The 21,330-nt window shown below is 71.9% G+C and carries 22 protein-coding genes; 10 read left to right on the top strand and 12 right to left on the bottom strand.

Annotated elements, in window-relative coordinates:
* Window positions 1-36: 36 nt before the first annotated feature.
* Both AB0L45_RS14295 and AB0L45_RS14290 read right to left on the bottom strand, forming a co-directional pair.
* Window positions 37-1,683 carry a DUF2079 domain-containing protein gene (locus AB0L45_RS14295; RefSeq protein ID WP_365839475.1) on the bottom strand — a complete coding sequence of 549 codons (1,647 nt, stop codon included), beginning with the start codon at window positions 1,681-1,683 and terminating at the stop codon, window positions 37-39.
* A 255-nt stretch (window positions 1,684-1,938) separates the two neighbouring features.
* A complete protein-coding gene (locus tag AB0L45_RS14290; RefSeq protein ID WP_365839473.1) occupies window positions 1,939-2,706 on the bottom strand; it encodes a VOC family protein in 768 nt (255 codons plus the stop codon).
* A 279-nt stretch (window positions 2,707-2,985) separates the two neighbouring features.
* Between AB0L45_RS14290 and AB0L45_RS14285 the strand changes: the two genes are divergently transcribed.
* Complete coding sequence (locus tag AB0L45_RS14285; RefSeq protein ID WP_365839471.1) at window positions 2,986-3,642, top strand: hypothetical protein; 657 nt, start codon at window positions 2,986-2,988, stop codon at window positions 3,640-3,642.
* Here AB0L45_RS14285 and AB0L45_RS14280 read toward each other — a convergent pair.
* A complete protein-coding gene (locus tag AB0L45_RS14280) occupies window positions 3,632-3,808 on the bottom strand; it encodes a DUF397 domain-containing protein (protein ID WP_365839469.1) in 177 nt (58 codons plus the stop codon). The two genes, AB0L45_RS14285 and AB0L45_RS14280, sit on opposite strands and share 11 nt — an antisense overlap.
* A complete protein-coding gene (locus AB0L45_RS14275) occupies window positions 3,805-4,623 on the bottom strand; it encodes a helix-turn-helix transcriptional regulator (protein ID WP_365839467.1) in 819 nt (272 codons plus the stop codon). Before AB0L45_RS14275 ends, AB0L45_RS14280 begins: the two co-directional genes overlap by 4 nt.
* Window positions 4,624-4,701: 78 nt before the next feature.
* On the opposite strand from AB0L45_RS14275, the gene AB0L45_RS14270 reads away from it, so the two are divergent.
* From AB0L45_RS14270 to AB0L45_RS14255, 4 genes are all read left to right on the top strand, one after another.
* A complete protein-coding gene (locus AB0L45_RS14270) occupies window positions 4,702-5,010 on the top strand; it encodes a hypothetical protein (RefSeq protein WP_365839465.1) in 309 nt (102 codons plus the stop codon).
* 60 nt (window positions 5,011-5,070) lie between these two features.
* The gene (locus AB0L45_RS14265) at window positions 5,071-6,327 is read left to right on the top strand and encodes an FAD-dependent monooxygenase (RefSeq protein ID WP_365839463.1); all 1,257 of its coding nucleotides are present in this window, start codon (window positions 5,071-5,073) and stop codon (window positions 6,325-6,327) included.
* A gap of 71 nt (window positions 6,328-6,398) precedes the next feature.
* The gene (locus AB0L45_RS14260; protein ID WP_365839461.1) at window positions 6,399-7,133 is read left to right on the top strand and encodes a trypsin-like serine protease; all 735 of its coding nucleotides are present in this window, start codon (window positions 6,399-6,401) and stop codon (window positions 7,131-7,133) included.
* A 71-nt stretch (window positions 7,134-7,204) separates the two neighbouring features.
* On the top strand, window positions 7,205-8,032 hold the full coding sequence (locus AB0L45_RS14255) for a pyridoxal 5'-phosphate synthase (protein ID WP_365839459.1): 828 nt from the start codon (window positions 7,205-7,207) through the stop codon (window positions 8,030-8,032).
* A 19-nt stretch (window positions 8,033-8,051) separates the two neighbouring features.
* Here AB0L45_RS14255 and AB0L45_RS14250 read toward each other — a convergent pair whose 3' ends face one another.
* From AB0L45_RS14250 to AB0L45_RS14235, 4 genes are all read right to left on the bottom strand, one after another.
* Window positions 8,052-8,630, bottom strand: coding sequence for a PH domain-containing protein (locus AB0L45_RS14250; protein WP_365839457.1), 579 nt, complete (start codon window positions 8,628-8,630; stop codon window positions 8,052-8,054).
* Window positions 8,631-8,674: 44 nt separating this feature from the next.
* Entirely contained in the window at window positions 8,675-9,163 is a 489-nt protein-coding gene (locus tag AB0L45_RS14245) for a GNAT family N-acetyltransferase (RefSeq protein ID WP_365839455.1), read from the bottom strand.
* Between the two features lie 65 nt (window positions 9,164-9,228).
* Window positions 9,229-9,354 (bottom strand): hypothetical protein, encoded by a 126-nt coding sequence (locus AB0L45_RS14240; RefSeq protein ID WP_365839453.1) that lies wholly within the window; start codon window positions 9,352-9,354, stop codon window positions 9,229-9,231.
* Between the two features lie 423 nt (window positions 9,355-9,777).
* Entirely contained in the window at window positions 9,778-10,245 is a 468-nt protein-coding gene (locus AB0L45_RS14235) for an OB-fold domain-containing protein (protein WP_365839540.1), read from the bottom strand.
* A 296-nt stretch (window positions 10,246-10,541) separates the two neighbouring features.
* On the opposite strand from AB0L45_RS14235, the gene AB0L45_RS14230 reads away from it, so the two are divergent.
* The 4 genes from AB0L45_RS14230 (at window position 10,542) to AB0L45_RS14215 (ending at window position 15,935) form a co-directional block, all read left to right on the top strand.
* On the top strand, window positions 10,542-11,756 hold the full coding sequence (locus tag AB0L45_RS14230; RefSeq protein ID WP_365839451.1) for an NAD(P)/FAD-dependent oxidoreductase: 1,215 nt from the start codon (window positions 10,542-10,544) through the stop codon (window positions 11,754-11,756).
* 49 nt (window positions 11,757-11,805) lie between these two features.
* Window positions 11,806-14,019, top strand: coding sequence for an acetate--CoA ligase family protein (locus AB0L45_RS14225; RefSeq protein WP_365839449.1), 2,214 nt, complete (start codon window positions 11,806-11,808; stop codon window positions 14,017-14,019).
* 109 nt (window positions 14,020-14,128) lie between these two features.
* Window positions 14,129-15,097 carry an enoyl-CoA hydratase-related protein gene (locus tag AB0L45_RS14220; RefSeq protein WP_365839447.1) on the top strand — a complete coding sequence of 323 codons (969 nt, stop codon included), beginning with the start codon at window positions 14,129-14,131 and terminating at the stop codon, window positions 15,095-15,097.
* 64 nt (window positions 15,098-15,161) lie between these two features.
* Window positions 15,162-15,935 (top strand): flavin reductase family protein, encoded by a 774-nt coding sequence (locus tag AB0L45_RS14215; protein WP_365839538.1) that lies wholly within the window; start codon window positions 15,162-15,164, stop codon window positions 15,933-15,935.
* Window positions 15,936-16,005: 70 nt separating this feature from the next.
* On the opposite strand, the gene AB0L45_RS14210 is transcribed toward AB0L45_RS14215, so the two are convergent.
* The 3 genes from AB0L45_RS14210 to AB0L45_RS14200 all read right to left on the bottom strand — a co-directional run bounded on the left by AB0L45_RS14210 (window position 16,006) and on the right by AB0L45_RS14200 (window position 19,463).
* The gene (locus AB0L45_RS14210) at window positions 16,006-17,073 is read right to left on the bottom strand and encodes a Zn-dependent alcohol dehydrogenase (RefSeq protein WP_365839445.1); all 1,068 of its coding nucleotides are present in this window, start codon (window positions 17,071-17,073) and stop codon (window positions 16,006-16,008) included.
* Complete coding sequence (locus tag AB0L45_RS14205) at window positions 17,073-18,248, bottom strand: acyl-CoA dehydrogenase family protein (RefSeq protein ID WP_365839443.1); 1,176 nt, start codon at window positions 18,246-18,248, stop codon at window positions 17,073-17,075. Before AB0L45_RS14205 ends, AB0L45_RS14210 begins: the two co-directional genes overlap by 1 nt.
* 303 nt (window positions 18,249-18,551) lie before the next feature.
* A complete protein-coding gene (locus AB0L45_RS14200) occupies window positions 18,552-19,463 on the bottom strand; it encodes an SDR family oxidoreductase (RefSeq protein WP_365839441.1) in 912 nt (303 codons plus the stop codon).
* 130 nt (window positions 19,464-19,593) lie between these two features.
* On the opposite strand from AB0L45_RS14200, the gene AB0L45_RS14195 reads away from it, so the two are divergent.
* Window positions 19,594-20,535: a cyclase family protein gene (locus AB0L45_RS14195; RefSeq protein WP_365839438.1), complete on the top strand. Its 942-nt coding sequence runs from the start codon at window positions 19,594-19,596 to the stop codon at window positions 20,533-20,535.
* 270 nt (window positions 20,536-20,805) lie between these two features.
* Here AB0L45_RS14195 and AB0L45_RS14190 read toward each other — a convergent pair whose 3' ends face one another.
* Window positions 20,806-21,279 (bottom strand): ATP-binding protein, encoded by a 474-nt coding sequence (locus tag AB0L45_RS14190; RefSeq protein ID WP_365839436.1) that lies wholly within the window; start codon window positions 21,277-21,279, stop codon window positions 20,806-20,808.
* Window positions 21,280-21,330: the final 51 nt, after the last annotated feature.

Raw genomic sequence — 21,330 nt, 5'->3', positions numbered from 1 at the left:
ACACGTATCGCGCCGGTCCGGCCGGCAGTGCGACGTTCAGCGCCCGAACAGGCTGATCCCGACGTCGTCCGGCGGCGCGTCTTTCGCCAGGCCGGCTCCCGCCCAGACTTCCGGTGTCCGCGAACCGGGAATGTCACCGTCACTCGCCCCTGTCCGGCGGAGCAAGTAGACGCCGTCTCTTTCCCAGGCGCTCCGGTAACCGTGGTGCAGCAGCAGGGAAACCCTTTCCCGCTGCTGGTCGGGGGACGCGAAGGGGAAGATACGCCCCGTGGTGCGGATGAGGACGTATTCGGCGCCTCTGGGGTGCAGGTCGACGATGACTGTTTTGGTGCGGGGGGTGAGGCGTGGTGCGATGTTGTTGTCTGCTTCGATGAATGCGCCGTCCGGTACCTGGTCGGCTGCTTGGAGAAGTGCCTTTTTCTCGGGTGACAGGTTCCATCCCGAAGGCATGAACAGGCCGATCAGGCCGCCCACGGACAGTGAGGCCGCGATGCCGGCCGCTGCCACGGTGGCGATCAGCCACTTCACCGGTCTCCGTCGACGGTGCCCGGGGCCCAGCACTTTGCTGAAGGTTTCGACGGCCGCGGTGAGCAGGATCGGCCACAGGAATGCGTCGTAATGGTTGATCGCCGGCCAGTGGTTCGGGTTGTCGGACAGAACTCGCTCCGCGATGAGCGGTACCGCCAGGAGGACGGTCGGAGACCCCAGCGGCAGGAAAGCCAGCGTCCCCAGCAGCCAGATGATCAGCAGGACCTTGATGAAAGGCGCTGTGGCCACTTGCAGCAACACCCATGGTTCGGTCACTGCTCGGACAACCATGTCCGGGAAGTCCGCGCCTATGCGCCCGTAAGACCAATAGTATCCGGGCGGGCCTCCCATCCACGGGATCAGCACCTTGATGGCCAGTACGGAGATCGCCGGGCAGACGACGGTGATCGCCGCACCGGCGTACGTGCCGCGGCGGTCGGCTCGCCTGCGGCTCCGGAGCAGCAGGACGACGCCGAAGGCTCCCGCCACGAGCCCCAGGTCCTCCTTGGTGAGGCTCAGCAGGACGGCGAACGAGGCTGCGGCCCCATGGCGTCCGGCCAGACCACGCTCCAGCATGCACAAGGCGAACGGGACCGCGAAGGCCACTTCGTGAAAGCCGGTGCCGGAGGCGTTCAGAAGGGGCCACCCCAGGGCGTACAGATAGCCGATGACGTTCACCATGGCGCGCGGCGGAATTGCTGACGCTTCCCTCAAGCAGTGCTGCGCGATGCGCCGGACGAGAGGGACGCCTGAAGCAAACAGGGCCGACTGGGCGATGATCAGGGTCCTCGGGTCGTCCCAGATCCAATAGAGGGGAGCCAGCAGGGCCAGCACCGGGGACAAATGGTCTCCGAGGAGGGAGAACCCTTCCGGGAACTCATGGTGGTAATTCTTTATCGGGGACACCGGTAAGCCCAGATGCGCGTACGCCCGCATGCCTTGGTCGAATATCCCCAGGTCGAACCCTGCCACGCGAAGACTGGCCCACGCCTGGTACCCGACCGCGCAATTCAGAATGAAGCACACCGCCAAGGCGATGACCGCATGCCGCCCCCACGCGGAACCAAGCCGCCCCGCGTCTCCCCGCAGGACCGCATCGTTTCCGCAGCGGGGCGGGGCGGTCACCACCCCACTGAACTGCCGTCGAGTCTGCATGCGGTGCACGCTACTTGATCGTCCTGCCGCACCCGCGGCAAGGTGACAGAAAGAAGGGCACCTTGGCGGGTCGGTTTTCCGGTGAGTTGCGGACCGACGCCCACCCCGGAGGGAATTCGCCATTCCGGAAAACGTTCAAGCCATTGGCGACAGTACCTGTTGAGGAAAAGCTCACATTCGGGAGACCGCGTTGCGGAGCCCGTTCGCCGCTCGTCGTAGGCGGGCCGATGGCCCGCCTACGACGGAGACTCCGCCCTACGCCGTCGGACGCGCCCCGATGACGAACTCCGTGCCGAACGGGTCCGTGATGCGTGACTGTCGTGCGTAGATGGTGTCCTCCGGGGTGGAGGCCGTGCCGCCGGCTGCGACGGCCCGTGCTGCTGCCGCGTCCGTGTCCGCGACTTCGAACAGGGTCGACCAGCCCGCGGCCGCCGCCGACGGGTCGCCCATGATGCCGCCGATCTCGTGTCCGTCCGGGCGGCGCAGGAAGGTGAAGTCGACGTCGGACATGTCCGGGTTGCCGTCCAGGGTGTAGCTGAAGACCGCCGTGTAGAAGTCGCGGGCCCGGGCGGCGTCGGCGGCCGGCGTCACCAGGTCGTTGCGGATGAGGGAGTTGGGCTCGTTGACGATCTCGCAGCCGACGTGGGCGCGCGCCTGCCACAGTCCGAACTGTGCCCCCGTGGTGTCCTCGGCGAGTGCGGCCCGCCCGTAGTCCTTGATGTCCACCGGCCCCCACAGCACCCGGCCGCCCGCGTCCGCGATCCGCTTGGCCGTACCGTCGCAGTCGTCGGCCGCCATCCACATCGTCCACGCGCCGCCCTCCGCGTCGGACCGTTCCATCAGGCCCGCCGCGCGCTGCCCGGCCACCATGCCGATGGCGTACGGCCCCTCCGCCATCATTTCCGTCTCGTACGTCCAGCCGAACAGCGCGCCGTAGAAGTCCATGGCGCGGTCCAGGTCGGGCACGACCAGCTCGATCCAGGTGGGCGTCCCGTCGGGCTGGCTGTCGGTGACACGACTCATCACGTGCTCCTCGCGGTACGGGGCGGCCGGTCGGCCGCGCTGACCCAGTACCTCAACGTTAGGCACCATGCAGGACAGGGAGTGTCCTAGATGGGCGGCGCCCTGCACAGGCGGTGGTCTCGTACGGCCGTAACAGCACCGCATCACCGTCTACGGCATGCCGTAACGCCACTGCCGAATTGCCGCAACAATGGGCAGCCAACATCATGTGCGGTGTGGGCCTCCGCCCGCCCCGCCCGCCGGGCCCGACCGGCCACCCCGACCGGAAATGACGTACCGATGCACCGTTCCCTGCCGGCCGTGGCAGCCGCCCTGGCCGCTACGTGTGCGCTGGTCAGCGGGTGTGCCGGGACGGGCGCGCCGAAGAGTGCGGGGCGTACGGCGGGGGCGTCGGCGCCCGCGCTGCTGTGGCCGGACCGCACGCCCGCGCCACAGCAGTCGTACGAGCCCAACTCCGCCGAGCGCCCCGAACCGGTGCGGGGCGTGCCGCGCGTACCGTCCGGTGACATGCACCAGGTCTCGGCGCTCGCCGTCGCCAAGGCCAAGGTCGCGGCCATGACCGGCAACCTCGACGAGGACGGCACCAACAGGAAGATCAAGGAATGCCGGGTCGCCGGGCGGAAACCATGTCCCGTGCAGAGGCCGGAGTACCGGGACCTGAACGGTGACGGCAAGGACGAGCTGCTGCTGGGCGTCGAGTCCGGAAAAACGTTTCTGTTCCTCTGGGGCTTCACGGCGAAGGACGGGGTGGTCACCCAGATCATGGACGCCGGAGTGACACCCCTGTCCGTCGAACTCGCCGGCCACGACGTGATCATCCGCGAACCGGCCGGCTCGGGCGGCTACACCCTGCGCCGCGTCTACTCCTGGGACAAGCGCCTACAGGCCATGAACGAGCGCGTCATCGAGTACGACGAGTCCCGCACTACGAGATGAGCCGGAGGAAGTCGGCCCAGGCGGCCGGGGGCACGGCAAGCGCCGGCCCGGTCACGTTCTTGGAGTCGCGTATGTGGATGGTGGTGGGGGTGGTGGCGACTTCGATGCACGTACCGCCTTCGTTGACGCTGTAGCTGCTCTTGACCCACGCCAGTTCGGCGCTCATAGCTCACCCGCCACTTTCTCGATCAGTTCCAGTGACTTTCCCGGCGACAGGGCCTCCCCCCGAAGCGCCCCGTACCGATCCCTGTGCTGGACGGCCTCAGCTGGCCTGGTCAGCAACCTACTCCGGTCCTGCCCCTCCAAGAAGATGCTGTCCCGCCCATCAGGCGAGAACAGGATCTCCAGCGAACCGCTCAGCCCAGCGTGCGTCTGGGTGACGGTGGGCATTACCTGAAGGGTCACGTGCGCCAGCTCGCGAGCGGTGGTAACGGCATGCAGCAGCACCGCCTTGAGCACCGCGTTCCCGCCGAGCGGCCGGTGAAGCGCAGCTTCCTCGATCACGAAACTCACGGTCGGCGCGTTCTCCCGGACCAACACCGCTTGTCGCTCCAGCCGTTCCTGCGTCAACTCGTCGATCTCTTCGCTGCGCAGCGCCGGAACCCTCGACCGATGCAGCTCGCGGATGTAGTCCGGCGTCTGCAGAAGCCCAGGGATCACCATGGTGACGTACGCGCCAAGACTCAGCGCTTCGGCCTCCAGCAGTCGCCACTCCTGGAACTGCGCGCGACTCGGCTCCTGTTCCATCAGCTCTACGCATGGCGTAAGCGTGCCCTCGGCTGCTGTGAGCCGATCCGCATCGATCAGAAAGCCCGCGCTCGGGATCCGCTCGCCCCGCTCGTACGCGCCCTCCAGCGATTCCGAAACGTGCGTTTCGTGGGCCAGCCACTTTTGCGTCACCCCAGCGCGCCGGCGGCAGTGCCTGATGAGCCCGCCGACGTGCACGCGCACAGACGACGGCTCCACAGTCTCCACGGCCATGATCACTCCTCCCCACAACTCCATGTGTGAGCCTCTTACTCCTGGTGACGCTACGCACACACGCCGACCATTGACGGCATGACGACCGAAAACCACCCCCAAGAGCCACGCCTCCTCCCCTGGGCCAGTCAGGACGGCAAGCCCTGCTACCTGATCGGCGAAGGGCGCGGTCCCGTGTCCGACCTGGCGGACGGGCTGGAGGAGATGCAACTGTCCATGGCGGTGCAGCTCTTGGACCATTCGCGGGCCGCCCTGAACCGGCCCGAGACGCCCACTCCCACCGAGCTCCTCTTCATCACCAACCGCCTCACCGAATCGCTCAGCGACGCCGTCCGCGTGGCGGACAGCCGGGGCCGCAGGCTCGATCAGGCCCTTCGCGCACCGTGAAGACGCGCGATCTATACGTTCGTCATAGACAAGTGTCTAGGACGCTCGTATAGTCGCGCCATGACCTCAACACCTCGTCCCCACGCCCTGATCTCCGGCGCCGGTATCGGCGGCCCCGCCCTCGCGTACTGGCTGCACCGTTACGGCTACGACGTCACCGTCGTGGAGCGCGCGCCCGCCCTGCGCACCGGCGGCTACAAGGTGGACCTCCGCGGCGTCGCCATCGACGTCGCGGACCGTATGGGCGTACTGCCGGAGATCCGGCGCGCCAGTACGGACATGCGGACCGGCGCGTACGTGAACGGCGACGGGCGGCGGGTCGCCACGCTGCCCGCCGACATCTTCGGCGCCCGGGTGGACGGTGACGACGAGATCATGCGTGGCGACCTGACGCGCATCCTCTACGACCGCACGCGCGACGACGTGCAGTACGTCTTCGGCGACTCGATCAGCTCCCTCGCAGACGACGGCGCGGGGGTGGACGTCACTTTCGAACGCGGGGCGCCGCGCCGCTTCGACCTGGTCGTCGGCGCGGACGGCCTGCACTCCACCGTCCGCCGCCTCGCTTTCGGTGCCGAGTCCCGCTACCTGCGGCACATCGGCGCGTACATATCCTCGTTCAGCGTGCCCGGCGAACTGGCGCCGCCGCGCGAGGAGTTGTACCACCTGACGCCCGGCCGGCTCGTCTGCGCGTACAGCGCGGCCGGGGACAGCGGCGCCAAGGCGTGGCTCTCCTTCCGCTCGCCCCGGCTGGACTACGACCACCGCGACGCGGACGCGCAGCGCCGGCTCCTGGCGGACGCGTACGAGGGCGTCGGCTGGCAGGTCCCCCGGCTCCTCGAAGCCTCCCGCACCGCCGCCGACTTCTACTTCGACGGGCTGCACCTGATCGAGATGGACCGCTGGTCGCGCGGGCGCGTGGTGCTGCTGGGCGACGCCGCGCACTGCGCGTCCCCCGCGTCGGGGCAGGGCACCGGGATGGCGCTGGTGGGCGCGTACGTACTGGCCGGGGAGCTGGCGGCGGAAGGCGCCCCCCGTACGGCCGACCCGCGTACCGCCTTCGCCGCTTACGAGGCGGAGATGCGCCCCTACGTCACGGCGAACCAGCGGATGGCGGAGAAGTTCGTACCCCAGATGGCGCCTGCCTCCCAGGGCGCGATCCATTTCCGGCACGTGATGCTGCGGATGCTGCCCCACATGCCGTGGAAGCACTACGTGGCGAAGAAGCTCGCCGAGGACGTACAGCGCTGCGCCCGCGCGATCACCCTCAAGCCGTACGGCACCCGCCGCCCGGCCCCGGCGCCCACCTCGGCGTGAGCCGGAACCTTTTGCCCCGGCGGGGCATCTTTCCGCCCGTAAGGGCCCTGCCTGGCGGAGGAGTTGTTCGGATGGTGCGTCGAGTTCGGGTGCTGCTGTTGAGTGCCGCACTGCTGCTGACGGGTTCGGTGATCTGGTCCGCGCCCGCCTCCGCCGTCATCGGCGGGGCGAAGAGCTCCTACGGCCCGTGGGCGGTACGGATGCTCGTCGACGGCAAACCGGCGTGTACGGGGACGGCGGTCACCCCCCAGTGGATACTCACCGCTTCGCACTGCTTCTACGAGCAGGCGGAGCCGGTCGCCGACCGGCGGATCTCCTTCCGGATCGGCAACCTCGACATGCGCAAGGGCACCACGGTCCGGCCACTGCCCGGCAAACGTGTGGGCAGCGCACAGTCCGACATGATGCTGGTCAAGGTCCCGACGATGAAGATCCCCACGGCGCGCCTGGCCACGGCCGGTGTCCGCGTCGGCCAGACCGTGCGCCAGTACGGGTGGGGCGCCACCTGCACCGACGACGAGAACGCCTGCCAGTCTCCCGTGCTCAAGCAGTCGGACCTGCGGGTCGTACGGCAGGACGACCGCCGCTGCAAGGGCTACACGGCACCGGGCGGCCCGGACTTCTGCATGGAGAAGGTGACCGGGATCCCGGCCGGCGGCGACTCCGGCGGCCCGGTGATGAGCATCGGCCCGCGTGGCACCGAGACCCTCCTCGGCGTCTTCAACGGTTCGGACCGGGAGACGGTCGCCCAGGCCGGAGAGGTCTCCCAGCAACTCGCCTGGATCCGTTCGGTCACCCGCCGCTAACCCGGAACACGCAGCAGGCGCGGACTCGTCCGCCGCCCTGCCCCGCGTACCCACGGGCTAGGCTGCCGGGCATGGTCGAACACCCGGCAGAGAGCGCGCCACCGCACACGGGCACGGACACGGGCACGGGCACGGGGCCCGACGCGGGCACGGGCATGACCGCGGGCACGGGCACGACCGCGGGCACGGGCACGACCGCGGGCACGGGCACGACCGCGGGCGCGGGCCCAGACTCCGGTGAGCGCTTTCACGCGCTCCTCCGCTCCCTCCGTGTCTGGGACGGCGAGCTGCCGGCCGTCGACCCCGATCCGGCGCACGCCCCGGCCGACCCGCTGCCGCTGTTCCGGCAGTGGCTGCGGGAGGCCGCGGAAGCGGGCGTCCCCGAGCCGCACACCATGACCCTCGCGACGGCGGACGCGGCCGGCGACCCGAACGTACGCACCGTGATGCTGCACGACGCCGACGAGCGCGGCTGGCACTTCGCCTCCCACCGCGGCAGCCGCAAGGGCCGCGAACTCGCCGCCCGGCCGCGCGCCGCCCTCGGCTTCTACTGGGCGGGGCTCGGACGCCAGGTCCGCGTACGGGGCCGGGTGACCGAGGCGGGCCCGGAGGAGAGCGCGGCCGACCTGCACCGCCGCTCGACGGGCGCCCTGGCCGCCGCCCTGGTGGGCCGCCAGAGCGAGGTCCTCGCCTCGTACGCGGACCTCGAACGCGCCTCGGAAGCCGCCTGGGACCGGGCCCGGCGCGAGCCCACCGCGCCCGTACCGAGCTGGACCCTGTACGTGCTGGTGCCCGACGAGGTCGAGTTCTTCCAGGGCGACGCCCGCCGCCGGCACGTGCGTATCCATTACCGCCGGGAAGGCGGCACGGGCTGGACCCGGGAACTTCTCTGGCCCTGAGCGGGCGTACGAGACGCCCCTACGCCGGGGGCTCTGCCGCCGATGTGGCTGCCGTCGTTCCCGTCACTGCCGTCGCTGCCGGCGTCCCCGTCTCTGCCGGCGTCCCCGTCGCGGCCTTCCAGCGGCGGATGATCTCCCCCTTGGCCGCCTCCATCTCCGAGTCGAATTCCTCCGTGACCGGCGCGGGCAGGAAAAGGCCTTCACCGCTCGCCAGGAGCAGGCGGATGCGATAAGTGGCCGTACCCCGGCGGCCGAAGAAACTGGGGTCGTACCTCCTGACACCGATATCCGTGATGTCACCCCAGGCGACGGAACGCCGCCGCAACGGTGTCCTGACGCGTATGCCCGCGGCGCCGACGTACGTACGCATGGCGCAGCAGTAGGACAGGGCGAGGGCGGACAGCCCGAACACCAGGAGCGCGATGGTCGTCTCGCTCAGCGAACTCCCGGAATCGTCCGCGGAATACCGCCTGACGAACTCCTGCCACCCCATACCCAAGGTGACGACGCCCGCGGGGATGACGACGGTCAGGACAAAAACAGCCAGCGCCCCCCACTGCCACTTACGGGACGCGGGACGATACGTGATCGTTTCCACCCCTTTACCCTACGCCCCGCCCCTGTCCGGCACTTCTCCGCGCTTCAGAAACGCTGGTACATGATGTGCAGGCCGACGTACCCCTTGGTGGGGTGCAGGAAGCCCTCGGGGAGGGTCGTCATGATTTCGAAGCCGAGGGACTTCCAGAGGGCGACGGCGCGGGTGTTGGTCTCGACCACGGCGTTGAACTGCATGGCCCGGAAGCCCGTCGCCCGCGCCCAGTCGAGGGCGTACTCGCCGAGCGCGCGCCCCACGCCGCGGCCGCTGTGCGCCGGGTCGACCATGAAGGAGGCACTGGCGATGTGGGCGGCGCCACCCAGGTGGTTGGCGTTCATCTTGGCCGAGCCCAGGACCGTACCGTCGCCGTCCACGGCCACGACCGTACGGCTCGGCGGTTCGAGCATCCACATCGCACGGCCGGCCGGCTCGTCCAGGTCGCGGGGGTAGCTGTACGTTTCGCCGGCCGCCACGATGGCCCGGAAGAACGGCCAGATGGCAGGCCAGTCGGCCGCGGTCGCTTCTCGGATCAGCACGCGCGCCAGGATGCCGGGGGCGGGCACGGGGGGCCAGCGATTTTCCGGGGCGGGCGGGAAAGCGGCTAGGGGCGTGGCGTGCCGGTGAGGTAAAGGGTGGTGATGTAGGGGGCGTCACCCCGACGTATCGTCATGCCGTCGCGGCCGGCCACGTACTGGTAGGGCTGCGACTTCAGGAGCGCGGACACCACCTGTTCGTCGTCCTGTAGTCGAAACGGTACGGGGAGTCGTACGTCTGCGCTCGCACCGGCCGGTACCGGGTAGTGAAGAACTCCTCGTGCCGGTTGGGCACCAGAGTGACCGTCTCGCCGCGGTCATTCTTCAACTCCAGGGAATACCGGGGGCTTCGGGGACTCGCGGTCTTCGGGTCGTTTTTCGGTGATCGTCAGCGGGCCCTGAAGGGAAGGTCCTGAGCCCTTCATCTTCGCCCTTGAAGTCGTGCACCGACCAGACCCCACGGGACAACAACCCGCCCGGTGCCGCACCGCACGCCGAGACCGCGACGAGGGCCACCACACCGGCATCGGCCGACACCAGGGTGCGTCTTCGGGGCGTACGTGTCACCGTGACCGTCAAACGCCCGGCTCACACGCGTAGTCCCTCCGGCGCGGAATTCAGGCGGGGCGGAATACGGGGACGGCAATTCCTGAAGCGTCCGCGGTACGGAAGTGCACTCGTAGCGGCATTCCGATGCGGAGGGCCGCCTCCGGGCATTCGACGACTTCCGTCATCATGCGCGGGCCTTCGGCCAGGTCCACCACCGCGGCCACGTAGGGTACGCGCTCGCCGAACGGCGGGAGGTCGTTACGGTGCACCACCGACCATGTGTAGAGCGTGGCCCGACCGCTCGCCTCCTCCCATGCCACGTCTTCGCTCCAGCACCGCGGGCAGAATTCGCGCGGGTAGTGGTGTGCCGCCCCGCAGCCGCCGGCGCGGCAGCGGCGCAGGAGCAGGCGGCTCCGGGCTGCGGCGTCCCAGTAGGTGCGGTTGAACGCGTCGGTTTCGGGGAGGTCGTAGCGGGGCCCGGTGGGTGGGGCTGCTGCTGGGCCGCCGCCTGGTGAGGGTTGCGCATCCGGTTTCACTTCGGTCACCCGCTTGTGGTCGGTGCGGTGGACGGTGGCTGACGCCTCGTCAGTTCAGTCGATGTTGGCCGGGATGCGCAAGGGGGCGGGCGCGGACGGATGCCCGTACGGCGACAGGCGGACGCTGCGCGGTTACCCTCACCGGCATGCCGGACGACGCAGCGCACGCCAGCTCCTCCGCATCCCCCGCACCTGCATCCAGTACGCCCGCAGCCCGCACGTCTGCGCCCAGTACGCCCGCAGCCCGCACGTCTGCGTCCAGTACGCCCGCAGCCCGCACGTCTGCGTCCAGCGCCGTGCCGCCTGCTGCCGTTCCGCCCGTGTACGTCGTCGGGGGCGGGCCGGGAGGGCTCGCCACCGCGGCGGCGCTCGGTGCCTACGGCATCCGTGCCGTCGTGCTCGAAAAGGCCGACGCGGTGGGCGCCTCCTGGCGGGGGCATTACGACCGTCTGCGACTGCACACCACGCGCCGCCTCTCCGGCCTGCCGGGCCTGCCCATCCCGCGCGCTTACGGGCGGTGGGTCGCGCGCGACGACGTGGTGCGCTACCTGGAGCAGTACGCCGAGTACCACCAGCTCGAAGTCGCCCTGGGCGTGGAAGTGCACCGCCTGGACCGCGCGGCGGACGGCGGATGGATTCTGCACGCGAACGGCGGGCGCGCGCCGGCCGCCCGTACGGTCGTGATCGCCACCGGTTACAACCACACCCCCTACCTCCCCGACTGGCCCGGCCGCGACAGCTACCCCGGCGAACTCCTGCACGCCGGCGAATACCGCAACGCCCGCCCGTACGCGGGCAAGGACGTCCTGGTCGTCGGCACCGGCAACACCGGGGCCGAGATCGCCGTCGACCTGGCGGCGGGTGGCGCGGCGCGGGTACGCCTGGCGGTCCGCACCGCTCCGCACATCGTGCGGCGCTCGACGGCGGGCTGGCCCGCCCAGGCAACGGGCATCCTCGTACGCCGCCTGCCGCCACGCCTCGTGGACCGGGCCGCGCACGTGATGCGCCGCCTCTCCGTACCGGACCTGTCGGCGCACGGGCTGCCGGTGCCGGACACCGGGCTCTACAGCCGCGTCCTGGAGGGGGCGATCCCCGTCCAGGACGTGGGGCTGATCGACGCCGTACGGAGCGGTGCGGTACGGCCGGTCGCGGCGGTGACGTCCTTCGACGGCGGCGTCGTACGGCTCGCGGACGGCGACGCGATCGAGCCGGAGGCCGTCATCGCCGCCACCGGATACCGGCGCGGCCTGGACGGCCTCGTCGGCCACCTCGGCCTCCTCGACAGCCGCGGCCGGCCGCGCGTCCACGGCCCCCGCACCCTCCCGTCCGCCCCCGGCCTGTACTTCACGGGCTACACGAACCCGATCAGCGGCATGTTCCGCGAGCTGGCCGCCGACGCACGCCGCATCGCCCGCGCCGTCGCCACCGCCTACGCGAGGGACGAGGCGGCCCGCCCGGAAGGTTTAGCACTCCGGACCATTCCTGACGGGCCGTCAGGTCGCCTAACCTGACTGCGCGTCAGTCGAATCGGCACTCGTCACACGGGAGCGGGCGTCAGCGATGCTTGGATCGACCTACGGCAGCCTCACCACTCACTCCAGCCCGGCCCGCGTGGTGACGTGCGGGCAGGCTCCGCCGCGGACCGTCCACGAGACGGCCGACCTGGACGTCAGCGGACGGCCGCTGTACGCCCCCGTCCCCGACCTGGACCGGTTCTTCCGGCCCGAGTCGGTGGCGGTCGTCGGCGCCTCCGACAGCGAGGGCCGCCCGAACACCGGCATCACCCGGCAGCTCATGGCGTGGGCCGAACGCGTCGGCGCCCGCCTGCACCCGGTCAACCCGGGCCGTGACCATGTCTTCGGCCTGCCCTGTCTCACCTCCGTCTCCGACCTGCCCGAGCAGGTCGATCTCGCCGTACTGCTGGTCGCGGACCCCGTACCGGTCATCGAGGAACTGGCCGACGCCAAGGTCAGGTTCGCGGTCGCCTTCGCCTCCGGCTTCGCCGAGACCGGGGCGGCCGGCGCCGCCGCCCAGGACCGGCTCGCCGAGGCCGTGGCCCGTACCGGCATCCGGCTGCTCGGCCCGAACACCAACCTCAACGCCTTCGCGTCGTTCCGCGCGGACCTGGACGGTCCCGCCATCGCCCTGATCACCCAGTCAGGCCACCAGGGCCGCCCCGTCTTCTCCCTCCAGGAGCTGGGCATCCGCCTCTCGCACTGGGCACCGACCGGCAACGAGGCCGATCTGGAGACCGCCGACTTCCTCTCCTACTTCGCCTCCCGTCCCGAGGTGGGCGCCGTCGCCGCGTACATCGAAGGGTTCAAGGACGGCCGCAGCTTCCTGCTCGCCGCCGACCGGGCGGCCCGCAACAAGGTCCCGGTCGTCACCGTCAAGGTCGGCCGCACCGAGGCCGGGGCCCGTACGGCCGCCTCCCACACCGGCAAGCTGACCGGCGCGGACGCGGTGGTGGACGCGGCCATGCGGCAGTTCGGCGTGATCCGGGTGGACGGGCTGGACGAGCTGCAGGACACCGCGGCCCTGCTCGCCCGGGCCCGCACACCGACGGCCGAGGGCGTCGCCGTCTATTCGATATCCGGGGGCACCGGCGCCCATTTCGCGGACCTGGCGACGGCCGCCGGGCTCCGGCTGCCCGCACTGGGCCGCGCGAAGCAGGACGAGCTGCACCAGTGGATCCCGGACTACCTGAGCGTCGCCAATCCGGTGGACAGCGGCGGGCACCCGGTCGGCGACTGGCGCGGCCGCAAGATCATCGACGCGATCCTGGCCGACCCGTCCGTCGGCGTGCTGATCTGCCCGATCACCGGCCCGTTCCCGCCGATGAGCGACAAGCTGGCGCAGGACCTCGTGGACGCGGCGGAAGAGACGGACAAGCTGGTGTGCGTCGTCTGGGGCTCGCCGGTCGGCACCGAGGACGCCTATCGGCGCACTCTGCTGGGGTCGCGGCGGGTGGCGACGTTCCGCACGTTCGCCAACTGTGTGACGGCCGTCCGCGCCCACCTCGCACATCACCGCTTCACGGCCGCCTACCGCTCCCCCTTCGACGACGCCCCGCGCACCCCGTCCCCCGCCGCGCGCAAGGCACAGGACCTGATGCGCCCGGGACAGCAGCTCAGCGAGCACGCGGCGAAGCAGCTGCTGCGCGCCTACGGGATCAGGGTGCCGCGCGAGCAGCTGGTGACCAGCGCGGCGGCGGCCGTGCGCGCCGCGAGCCTGGTCGGCTACCCCGTCGTCATGAAGGCGTCCGCGCCGCGGCTCGCGCACAAGACGGAGCTGGGGCTGGTCAAGACCGGACTGACCTCCGCAAGCCAGGTCAGGGACGCCTATCGGGAGCTGACCGACATCGCCCGCTACGAGGACATCGAGCTGGACGGTGTGCTCGTCTGCCAGATGGTCGAGCGGGGGGTGGAGATGGTCGTGGGCGTCACCGCGGACCGGCTCTTCGGGCCGACCGTGACCGTCGGGCTGGGCGGCGTACTCGTCGAAGTGCTGCGGGACACCGCCGTCGGCGTGCCGCCCTTCGGCGAGGACCGGGCGCGCGCGATGCTCGGCGAGCTGCGCGGGCACGCCCTGCTGGACGGCGTACGGGGAGCGCCGCCGGCCGATGTGGACGCGCTCGTCGAAGTCGTCCTGCGCGTGCAGCGGATGGCGCTGGAACTGAGCGGTGAGCTCGCCGAGTTGGACATCAATCCGCTGCTGGTGCTGCCGCGCGGACAGGGCGCCGTCGCGCTCGACGCGCTCGCCGTCTGCCACTGACCGCGCTACCGGCCGGGCCAGCGCCCGCACCAGCGCCCGCGCGGCTGCGCGGCCGGCCGGCCGTGCCACTGCCCGGACGCCCGACCACACAGCTTGGAGCCGCCTCACCATGGCCCCCACCCCCGTCTCCCCCGAGCCCGGATCCCCTGCCGGCCCCGCTGACTCATTGATACTCGACACCACTGACAACGCCGTGCTGTGGATCACGCTCAACCGCCCCGCCGCCCTCAACGCCCTCACCTGGGACCAGCGCGAACGCGTGATCACACTGCTTTCCGACGCCTCCGCCGACCCGGCCGTACGAGCCGTCGTGCTCACCGCCACGGGCAAAGGTTTCTGCGCGGGCGCGGACCTCCGGGGCGGGACGGGAGGCGGCCCGGGGAGCGGGGCGGGGAGCGGGGCGGGAGGCCGTTCGGGGAGCGGGCCGGGGCGCGGTTCGGGAGGCGGGCCGGACAGCGATGCGGGGAACGGGCCGGGAAGCGGTGCGGGGGACGGGCCGGGAGGCGGTGGCGGCGTCGCGGGGGATGTGGCCCGGACGATCCAGCGTGGTGCGCAGCGCCTCATCGGTGCCGTACTGGACTGCGAGAAGCCGGTCCTCGCCGCCGTCAACGGCACCGCCGCCGGGCTCGGCGTACACCTCGCGCTCGCCTGCGACCTGGTGGTGGCGGCCGAGTCCGCCACGTTCATCGAGGCGTTCGCGCGCCGCGGGCTGGTGCCGGACGGGGGCGGCGCGTACCTGTTGCCCCGGCTCGTCGGCCCGCAGCGCGCGAAGGAGCTGCTGTTCTTCGGCGACGCCGTGACGGCCGCGGACGCCGAACGGATGGGCCTGGTCAACCGGGTCGTCCCGGACGCCGGGCTGGAGCAGGCCGCGCGGGACTGGGCGGAGCGGCTGGCCGCCGGGCCGACCCGGGCCTTCGCCCTGACCAAGCAGCTGGTCAACGCCTCCCTGGACGGCGACCGCGGCGCGGCGTTCGCCGCCGAGGCGGCGGCCCAGGAGATCAACATGACGACGGCGGACGCGCGGGAGGGCGTCGCGTCCTTCGTGGAGCGCCGGCGGCCGGCGTACCGGGGGCGGTGACGAGGCGGATCGGGGGCCCGCCGCCCTTCCGATCTGACGGGCCGTCAGGTTCAATGGAACCATGATGGGACACGCCGCCATGGCAGCTACCGCGGTGCGCTATCTGCGGTCGGTGGGCGCGCCGACCTCGGCCGAGGCAGCGGCCCCGGCCCACACCACCCCCGTGGCGCCGCGCCCCGCCCTCAGAGCCGTACGGGAGGGTGAGCGGGCGCCCCTCGACCCGGCCGCCTTCCGCGCCGTCCTCGGCCACTTCGCCAGCGGCGTCACGGTCATCACCGCGCCCGCGCCCGCCCGTGTATCCGCGTCCGCGCCCGCCCGCGTATCCGCGCCCGCGCCCCGTACGTCCGATCCCACAGCCGACACCCCGGCCGACGGCCCGGCCGACACCCCGACCGACGGCCCGACGACCCCCCCGACGGCCCCTCCGGCCGACGCCCCGGCCGGTTTCGCCTGCCAGTCCTTCGCGTCGCTGTCCCTCGACCCGCCGCTGGTCACGTTCATGGTGGCCCGTACGTCCACGACCTGGCCCCGGATCGCCCGCGCCGGTGTCTTCTGCGTCAACATCCTGGGCGCGCACCAGGAGGGTCTGTGCCGCGCTTTCGCGGTCAGCGGCGCCGACAAGTTCGCGGGGGTCTTCTACACGCCCGCCCCGGTCACCGGTTCACCGCGCCTGGCGGGCGCCCCCGCCTGGGTCGACTGCACCGTCCAGGCCGTGCACACCGGCGGCGATCACCTCATCGTCGTAGGCCGGGTCGCCGCCCTCGGCACGGACCCGGACGCCGCACGGTCCGGTCCGCTGCTGTTCCACCGGGGCGCCTTCGCCCGCTTCAGCGCGTAGGCCGGGCCCCGCCCCCGGCAGAACGCCGGAACGCCGGAACGCCATGCCAGCACGCCACCACGCCACCACGTCAGAACGTCACCACCCCACGCGCCACCCGCCCCCGCCGCAGGTCCGCCACCGCCTCGGCGAAGTCCGCGACCGCGTACGTCCTGGTCACCAGCTCGTCCAGGAGGAGGCGGCCCTCCTCGTAGAACCTCGCGTACCGCGCGATGTCGCGCTGCGGACGGGCGGAGCCGTAGCGGCAGCCCAGGATGGACTTGTCCAGGTACATCGACGAGACCAGGAACGACGCCTCGGCGGCGGCCGGGGGCACGCCCAGCAGGACCGCCTGGCCGTGCCGGCCGAGGAGGTCCACCGCCTGCCGGATCAGGTCCGTACGGCCCACGCACTCGAAGGTGTGGCCGGCGCCGTGCGGCAGGATGCCGCGTACGGCCTCGACGGTGTCCGGGACCGCCGACGCGTCCACGAAGTGCGTCGCCCCGAAGCGCCGGGCCACCGCCCCCTTCGCCGGCTCGACGTCCACCGCGACGATCACCGAGGCACCGGCCAGCCGCGCGCCCTGGAGCACGTTCAGCCCGATGCCGCCCGTGCCGATCACCACCACCGTGTCGCCCTGCTCCACCCGCGCGCGGTTCAGGACGGCGCCGACCCCGGTCAGCACACCGCACCCGATCAGCGCCGCCGACGTCAGCGGTATCCGACGGGGAATCCGCACCGCCTGGACGGCCTTGACGACCGTACGCTCGGCGAAGGCGGAGTTGGACGCGAAGCTGTACACCTCCCGGCCGCCGTGCCGGAACGGCTTGCCGGGTCTCCCGATCGAAGCCGGGCACATCGTCGGCCGGCCCCGGTCGCACTCCGCGCACGTCCCGCAGTTGGCCAGCGTGGACAGCGCGACATGATCTCCTGCCGCTACATGTGTGACCCCGTCCCCCACCTCCTCGACCACGCCCGCACCCTCATGCCCCAGCACCACCGGCACCGGATGAGGAATCGTCCCATCGACCACTGACACATCGCTGTGGCACAGCCCCGCCGCCCGGATGCCGACCAGCACCTCGCCGGGCCCCGGAGCCCGTACCTCCAGGTCGTCCACGACCCGCGGCTGCCCGCCCGCGAAGATGACGCCTCGCATCACCGTTCCCGCCCTCCGTCGAGGCCGAGCACGCGCCCGGCAATGATCGTGCGCTGGATCTCGTCCGAACCGCCGTAGACCGTGTCGGCCCGGCTGAAGAGGAACCGCCGCTGCTCCGCGTCGAGCCCGTACGGGGCGTCCGCCGTCCACGCCCCAGGACCGCACGCCGCGCCCGCTCCCCGTACGTGCAGCGCCAGCTCCGCCATCCGCTGGTGCCAGCCGGACCACAGCAGCTTCGCCACGCTGGGCGCCCCCGCGTCGCCGGCCGCCGGACCGAGCGTGCGCAGCGCGTTCCACCGCATCACCCGCAGTTCGGCCCACTGCCGTACGAGCCGGTCCCGCAGGACGGGATCGCGCGCCGCGCCCGTGCGTACGGCCGCGTCGCACACCTCGCTCAGCTCCCGCGCGAAGCCGATCTGCTGGGCGAGCGTGGAGACACCGCGCTCCAGCGCCAGCAGGCCCGTCGCCACCCGCCAGCCCGCGCCGGGCCCGCCCACCACATGCCCGGCGCGCGCCACCGCCCCGTCGAAGAACACCTCGTTGAACCCGGCCGTCCCGGTCAGCTGCCGGATCGGCCGCACCTCGACGCGCCCCGGCTGGTCCATCGGCACCAGCAGGAAGGACAGCCCACGGTGCCGCCGCTCGCCCGGGTCGGTCCTGGCCAGCACGAAGCACCAGTCGGCCTCCCGCGCGAGCGAGGTCCAGATCTTCTGCCCGCTGATCCGGTACGTGTCCCCGTCGCGCACGGCCGCCGTACGGACCGCCGCGAGGTCCGAGCCCGCGCCGGGCTCGCTGTACCCCTGGCACCACAGTTCCTCGCCGCGCGCGACGGGCGGCAGGAAACGTTTCCGCTGCGCGTCGTCCCCGTACGCGAGCAAGGTCGGCGCCAGCAGGTTCTCCCCGATGTGCCCCACCCGCTCCGGCGCGCGCGCCGCGGCGTACTCCTCGGCCCACACCACCTGCTGCGTCAGCGTGGCCACCCGGCTCCCGTACGAGCCGTGCGCACGGTCCCAGCCGATCCCGATCCACCCGGCCCGCCCCAACTCCCGCTCCCAGGCCCGCCGCACCCCCCAGTCAGCAGGGTCACCGCCCACCCCCCGCCCCAGCTGCTCCGCAAGCCAGCAACGGGCCTCACCCCGGAAAACCTCATCGGCCGCCCCGAACAAAAAATCCACCGGACACCTCCCACCGAGATCAGCCACCCACCACTCCTCCCCACCTACGGAAGGGGACGGGCCGGAGCGGCCTGCCGCGCAGGCCCGTCCCCGCATCTGCCCGCCCCGCGCAGCGGCCACCGCCCGCCGCAGGCGCAACGGACCCGCGCCCAAAAGCGAACGGCCACCCCCCCGAACCGGCCGCCCCGGACCAGCCGCTTCCCGAACAGGCCACCCACCCGAACCGGCCACCCCGAACTGGCCGCTCCCCGAACAGGCCACCCCCCGAACCGGCCACCGCAGAACCGGCAACCAACAGCGGAGCTACACGTTGGGCCGCCGCCCACCGGCCGCATCAGCGGCCATCCCCGCCACCCGTTCCAGCAACGGCATCGGATCCGCCCCCACCGTCCCCGGCAGAAACTCCGCGATCTTCTCCGGCGTCCACCCGCCCTCCGCGTACCCGGAGCGCAGCTCCCTCGGCTGGGCCCAGACCGCGATCTTCGGTCCGGCGACGGTGTAGACCTGCCCGGTGATCCGTTCTGCCGCGGCGCGGTCGCTGAGCAGGTAGACGACGAGGGCCGCGACGTCCTCGGGTTCGCCGATCTCCGTCAGCTGCGTCGGTACGTTGGCGGACATCCGCGTACGGGCGACGGGCGCGACCGCGTTGGCGGTCACGCCGTACCGGCTGAGGCCGAGCGCGGCGCTGCGCACCAGCGAGATGACGCCGCCCTTGGCCGCCGCGTAGTTCGCCTGCGAGACGCTGCCCTGGTGGTTGCCGCTGGTGAAGCCGATGAGGGTGCCGGACTTCTGCCGGCGCATGACGGCCGACGCCGCGCGGAAGACGGTGAACGTGCCCTTCAGGTGGGTGGCGACGACCGGATCCCACTCCTCCTCGGTCATGTTGAAGAGCATCCGTTCGCGCAGGATGCCGGCCACGCACACCACGCCGTCCAGGCGTCCGTACCGCGTGAGGGCGGTGTCGACGACGCGCTGCCCGCCTTCCATGGTGGACACGTCGTCCGCGACGGCGACCGCGTCACCGCCCGCCTGCTCGACCTCCTTGACCACCGCCTCGGCGATCTCGCTGCTCGGTCCGGCGCCGTCGATCGCCACCCCGAAGTCGTTGACGACCACCCGGGCCCCCTGTGCGGCGCAGGCCAGGGCCACCGCGCGCCCGATGCCGCGGCCCGCGCCGGTGACGGCGACCACCTTGCCCGCCAAGAAGTTCCCCATGCCGCGCCCCTTCCCACGGTTTCTGACGGCCCGTTAGATTTTTGGGCAGCGCCGCACCGAGCACAAGACCCGCGCGCAGCCTGTAGCAGAAACCGCCGGCCCGCCCCGCGGGCCGGTCCGAGGAGGCCCCATGCCCCTGCCGGCGGAGTTCCACGACCTCGCGAAGCGCGTGAACAACTGGGGCCGCTGGGGCACGGACGACGAGCTCGGCACGCTCAACCTGCTGACGCCCGAGGTCGTACGGCAGGCCGCCGCCACCGTCCGCTCCGGCCGGCGCGTCGCGCTCGCGCTGCCGCTGCGCCAGGACGGCGTACAGACCGGCGTGATCCCCGGCCGGGTCAACCCGCTGCACACCATGACCGCGATCAACCAGGAGATCTTCGGCCCCGGGACGGTCGCCACCTCCGACGACGCCGTCACCATGGGGCTCCAGGCGGCCACCCACTGGGACGGCCTGGCCCACGTCTCGCACTCCGGCCGGCTCTACAACGGCCGGCCCGCCGGCACCGTCACCGCACACGGCGGCGCCACCGCCCTCGGCATCGAGAAGGCGCCGCCGATCGTCTCGCGCGGCGTCCTGCTCGACGTGGCGCGCGCCCGCCGCGGCGACGCCGAAGGGCCCGGGCGGCTGCCCGCCGGCCACGCGGTGACGCCGGAAGATCTGGACGCGGCGGAGGAGTTGGCCGGGACGCGGGTACGGCCCGGGGACATCGTCCTCGTCCGTACCGGGCACATCCAGCACTATCTGGCGGGCGACCGGGACGCGTACGCCTTCCCGTCACCGGGACTCTCGGTGCGTACGCCCGAGTGGTTCCACGCCCGCGATGTCGCGGCGGTCGCCGACGACACCCTCACCTTCGAGATCTTCCCGCCGGAGATCGACGGCCTCTGGATGCCCGTGCACGCGCTGCACCTGGTGGAGATGGGCATGCTCCAGGGGCAGAACTGGAACCTGGAGGAGCTGGCCGGGGCCTGCGCGGCGGAGAACCGTTACGCGTTTCTGCTCGCCGCGACGGCGGAGCCGTTCGTGGGCGGCACGGGGGCGCCGGTCGCGCCGGTCGCGGTGCTGTGACCGGTGGCGCCGGTCGCGGTGCTGTGAAACGGACCGGTCGTACGAAGATCAGCACCGTCCCGGCCAGGCGGCGGTACGCCCGTGCGCACCCCGAGCGCGGCACCGCGGACCGCCACCCGGCTACGGGACACGACCCGCACTCGCCGAGGCTCCCGCCCCCGTACCCTCGGCGTCCCCTCGCGGCGAATCGCTCCACCCCAGCGTGATCAGACGGACACAGCACGTCAACACCTGAACGCACCCCGGCCCTCCCGTACGCCGGTCCCGGACTCAGGCCCGGTTCGGCAGCGCGCAGTGCGGGTCGTACGCGCCCATGTCCGAGCCCGCCGCCATCAGCATCGACTGGCCGCGGTCCACCTCGCACCAGATGCTCTTGCCGCTCCCCTCGGGCCGCCAGCCCCAGCGGTCCGCCAGCCCGTCGACCAGCTCCAGGCCGCGGCCGTTGGTGTCGTCACCGTCGGCGCGGCGGGGGCGCGGCGCACGGGTGCTGCGGTCCGCGACCTCGACCCGTACGGTGCCCACCACGGCACCCGACCCCGAGAAGCACATCCGCAGCTCGGCGGGGTTCCCGGTATGCACGACGGCATTGGTGACCAACTCGGAGATCAGCAGGATCAGCGTCTCCGCCAGCGGCTCGTCGGCCCCTATACCCGAGCCGGCCAGCCGCGACCTGGCCCACCTACGGGCCCGCCCCACCTCCGCGGGGTCAGGCCGGACTTCCAACTGCACCTGAAGCACCTGCACCGCTCACACCATCCGAACCGGCGGACACATCGCCTCGCGCCTCCTCGGGGT

The sequence above is a fragment of the Streptomyces sp. NPDC052496 genome (assembly GCF_040679095.1).
Taxonomy (GTDB): domain Bacteria; phylum Actinomycetota; class Actinomycetes; order Streptomycetales; family Streptomycetaceae; genus Streptomyces.
Note: the sequence above shows the minus strand (reverse complement) of the source record. Positions and strands in the feature narration are given on the sequence as shown.

Bases quoted from the DNA above. Each gene is read 5' to 3' on its own strand.
- AB0L45_RS14295 (WP_365839475.1), bottom strand. From the start codon at position 1,683: ATGCAGACTCGACGGCAGTTCAGTGGGGTGGTGACCGCCCCGCCCCGC.
- AB0L45_RS14290 (WP_365839473.1), bottom strand. From the start codon at position 2,706: ATGAGTCGTGTCACCGACAGCCAGCCCGACGGGACGCCCACCTGGATC.
- AB0L45_RS14285 (WP_365839471.1), top strand. From the start codon at position 2,986: ATGCACCGTTCCCTGCCGGCCGTGGCAGCCGCCCTGGCCGCTACGTGT.
- AB0L45_RS14280 (WP_365839469.1), bottom strand. From the start codon at position 3,808: ATGAGCGCCGAACTGGCGTGGGTCAAGAGCAGCTACAGCGTCAACGAA.
- AB0L45_RS14275 (WP_365839467.1), bottom strand. From the start codon at position 4,623: ATGGCCGTGGAGACTGTGGAGCCGTCGTCTGTGCGCGTGCACGTCGGC.
- AB0L45_RS14270 (WP_365839465.1), top strand. From the start codon at position 4,702: ATGACGACCGAAAACCACCCCCAAGAGCCACGCCTCCTCCCCTGGGCC.
- AB0L45_RS14265 (WP_365839463.1), top strand. From the start codon at position 5,071: ATGACCTCAACACCTCGTCCCCACGCCCTGATCTCCGGCGCCGGTATC.
- AB0L45_RS14260 (WP_365839461.1), top strand. From the start codon at position 6,399: ATGGTGCGTCGAGTTCGGGTGCTGCTGTTGAGTGCCGCACTGCTGCTG.
- AB0L45_RS14255 (WP_365839459.1), top strand. From the start codon at position 7,205: ATGGTCGAACACCCGGCAGAGAGCGCGCCACCGCACACGGGCACGGAC.
- AB0L45_RS14225 (WP_365839449.1), top strand. From the start codon at position 11,806: ATGCTTGGATCGACCTACGGCAGCCTCACCACTCACTCCAGCCCGGCC.
- AB0L45_RS14220 (WP_365839447.1), top strand. From the start codon at position 14,129: ATGGCCCCCACCCCCGTCTCCCCCGAGCCCGGATCCCCTGCCGGCCCC.
- AB0L45_RS14215 (WP_365839538.1), top strand. From the start codon at position 15,162: ATGGGACACGCCGCCATGGCAGCTACCGCGGTGCGCTATCTGCGGTCG.
- AB0L45_RS14210 (WP_365839445.1), bottom strand. From the start codon at position 17,073: ATGCGAGGCGTCATCTTCGCGGGCGGGCAGCCGCGGGTCGTGGACGAC.
- AB0L45_RS14200 (WP_365839441.1), bottom strand. From the start codon at position 19,463: ATGGGGAACTTCTTGGCGGGCAAGGTGGTCGCCGTCACCGGCGCGGGC.
- AB0L45_RS14195 (WP_365839438.1), top strand. From the start codon at position 19,594: ATGCCCCTGCCGGCGGAGTTCCACGACCTCGCGAAGCGCGTGAACAAC.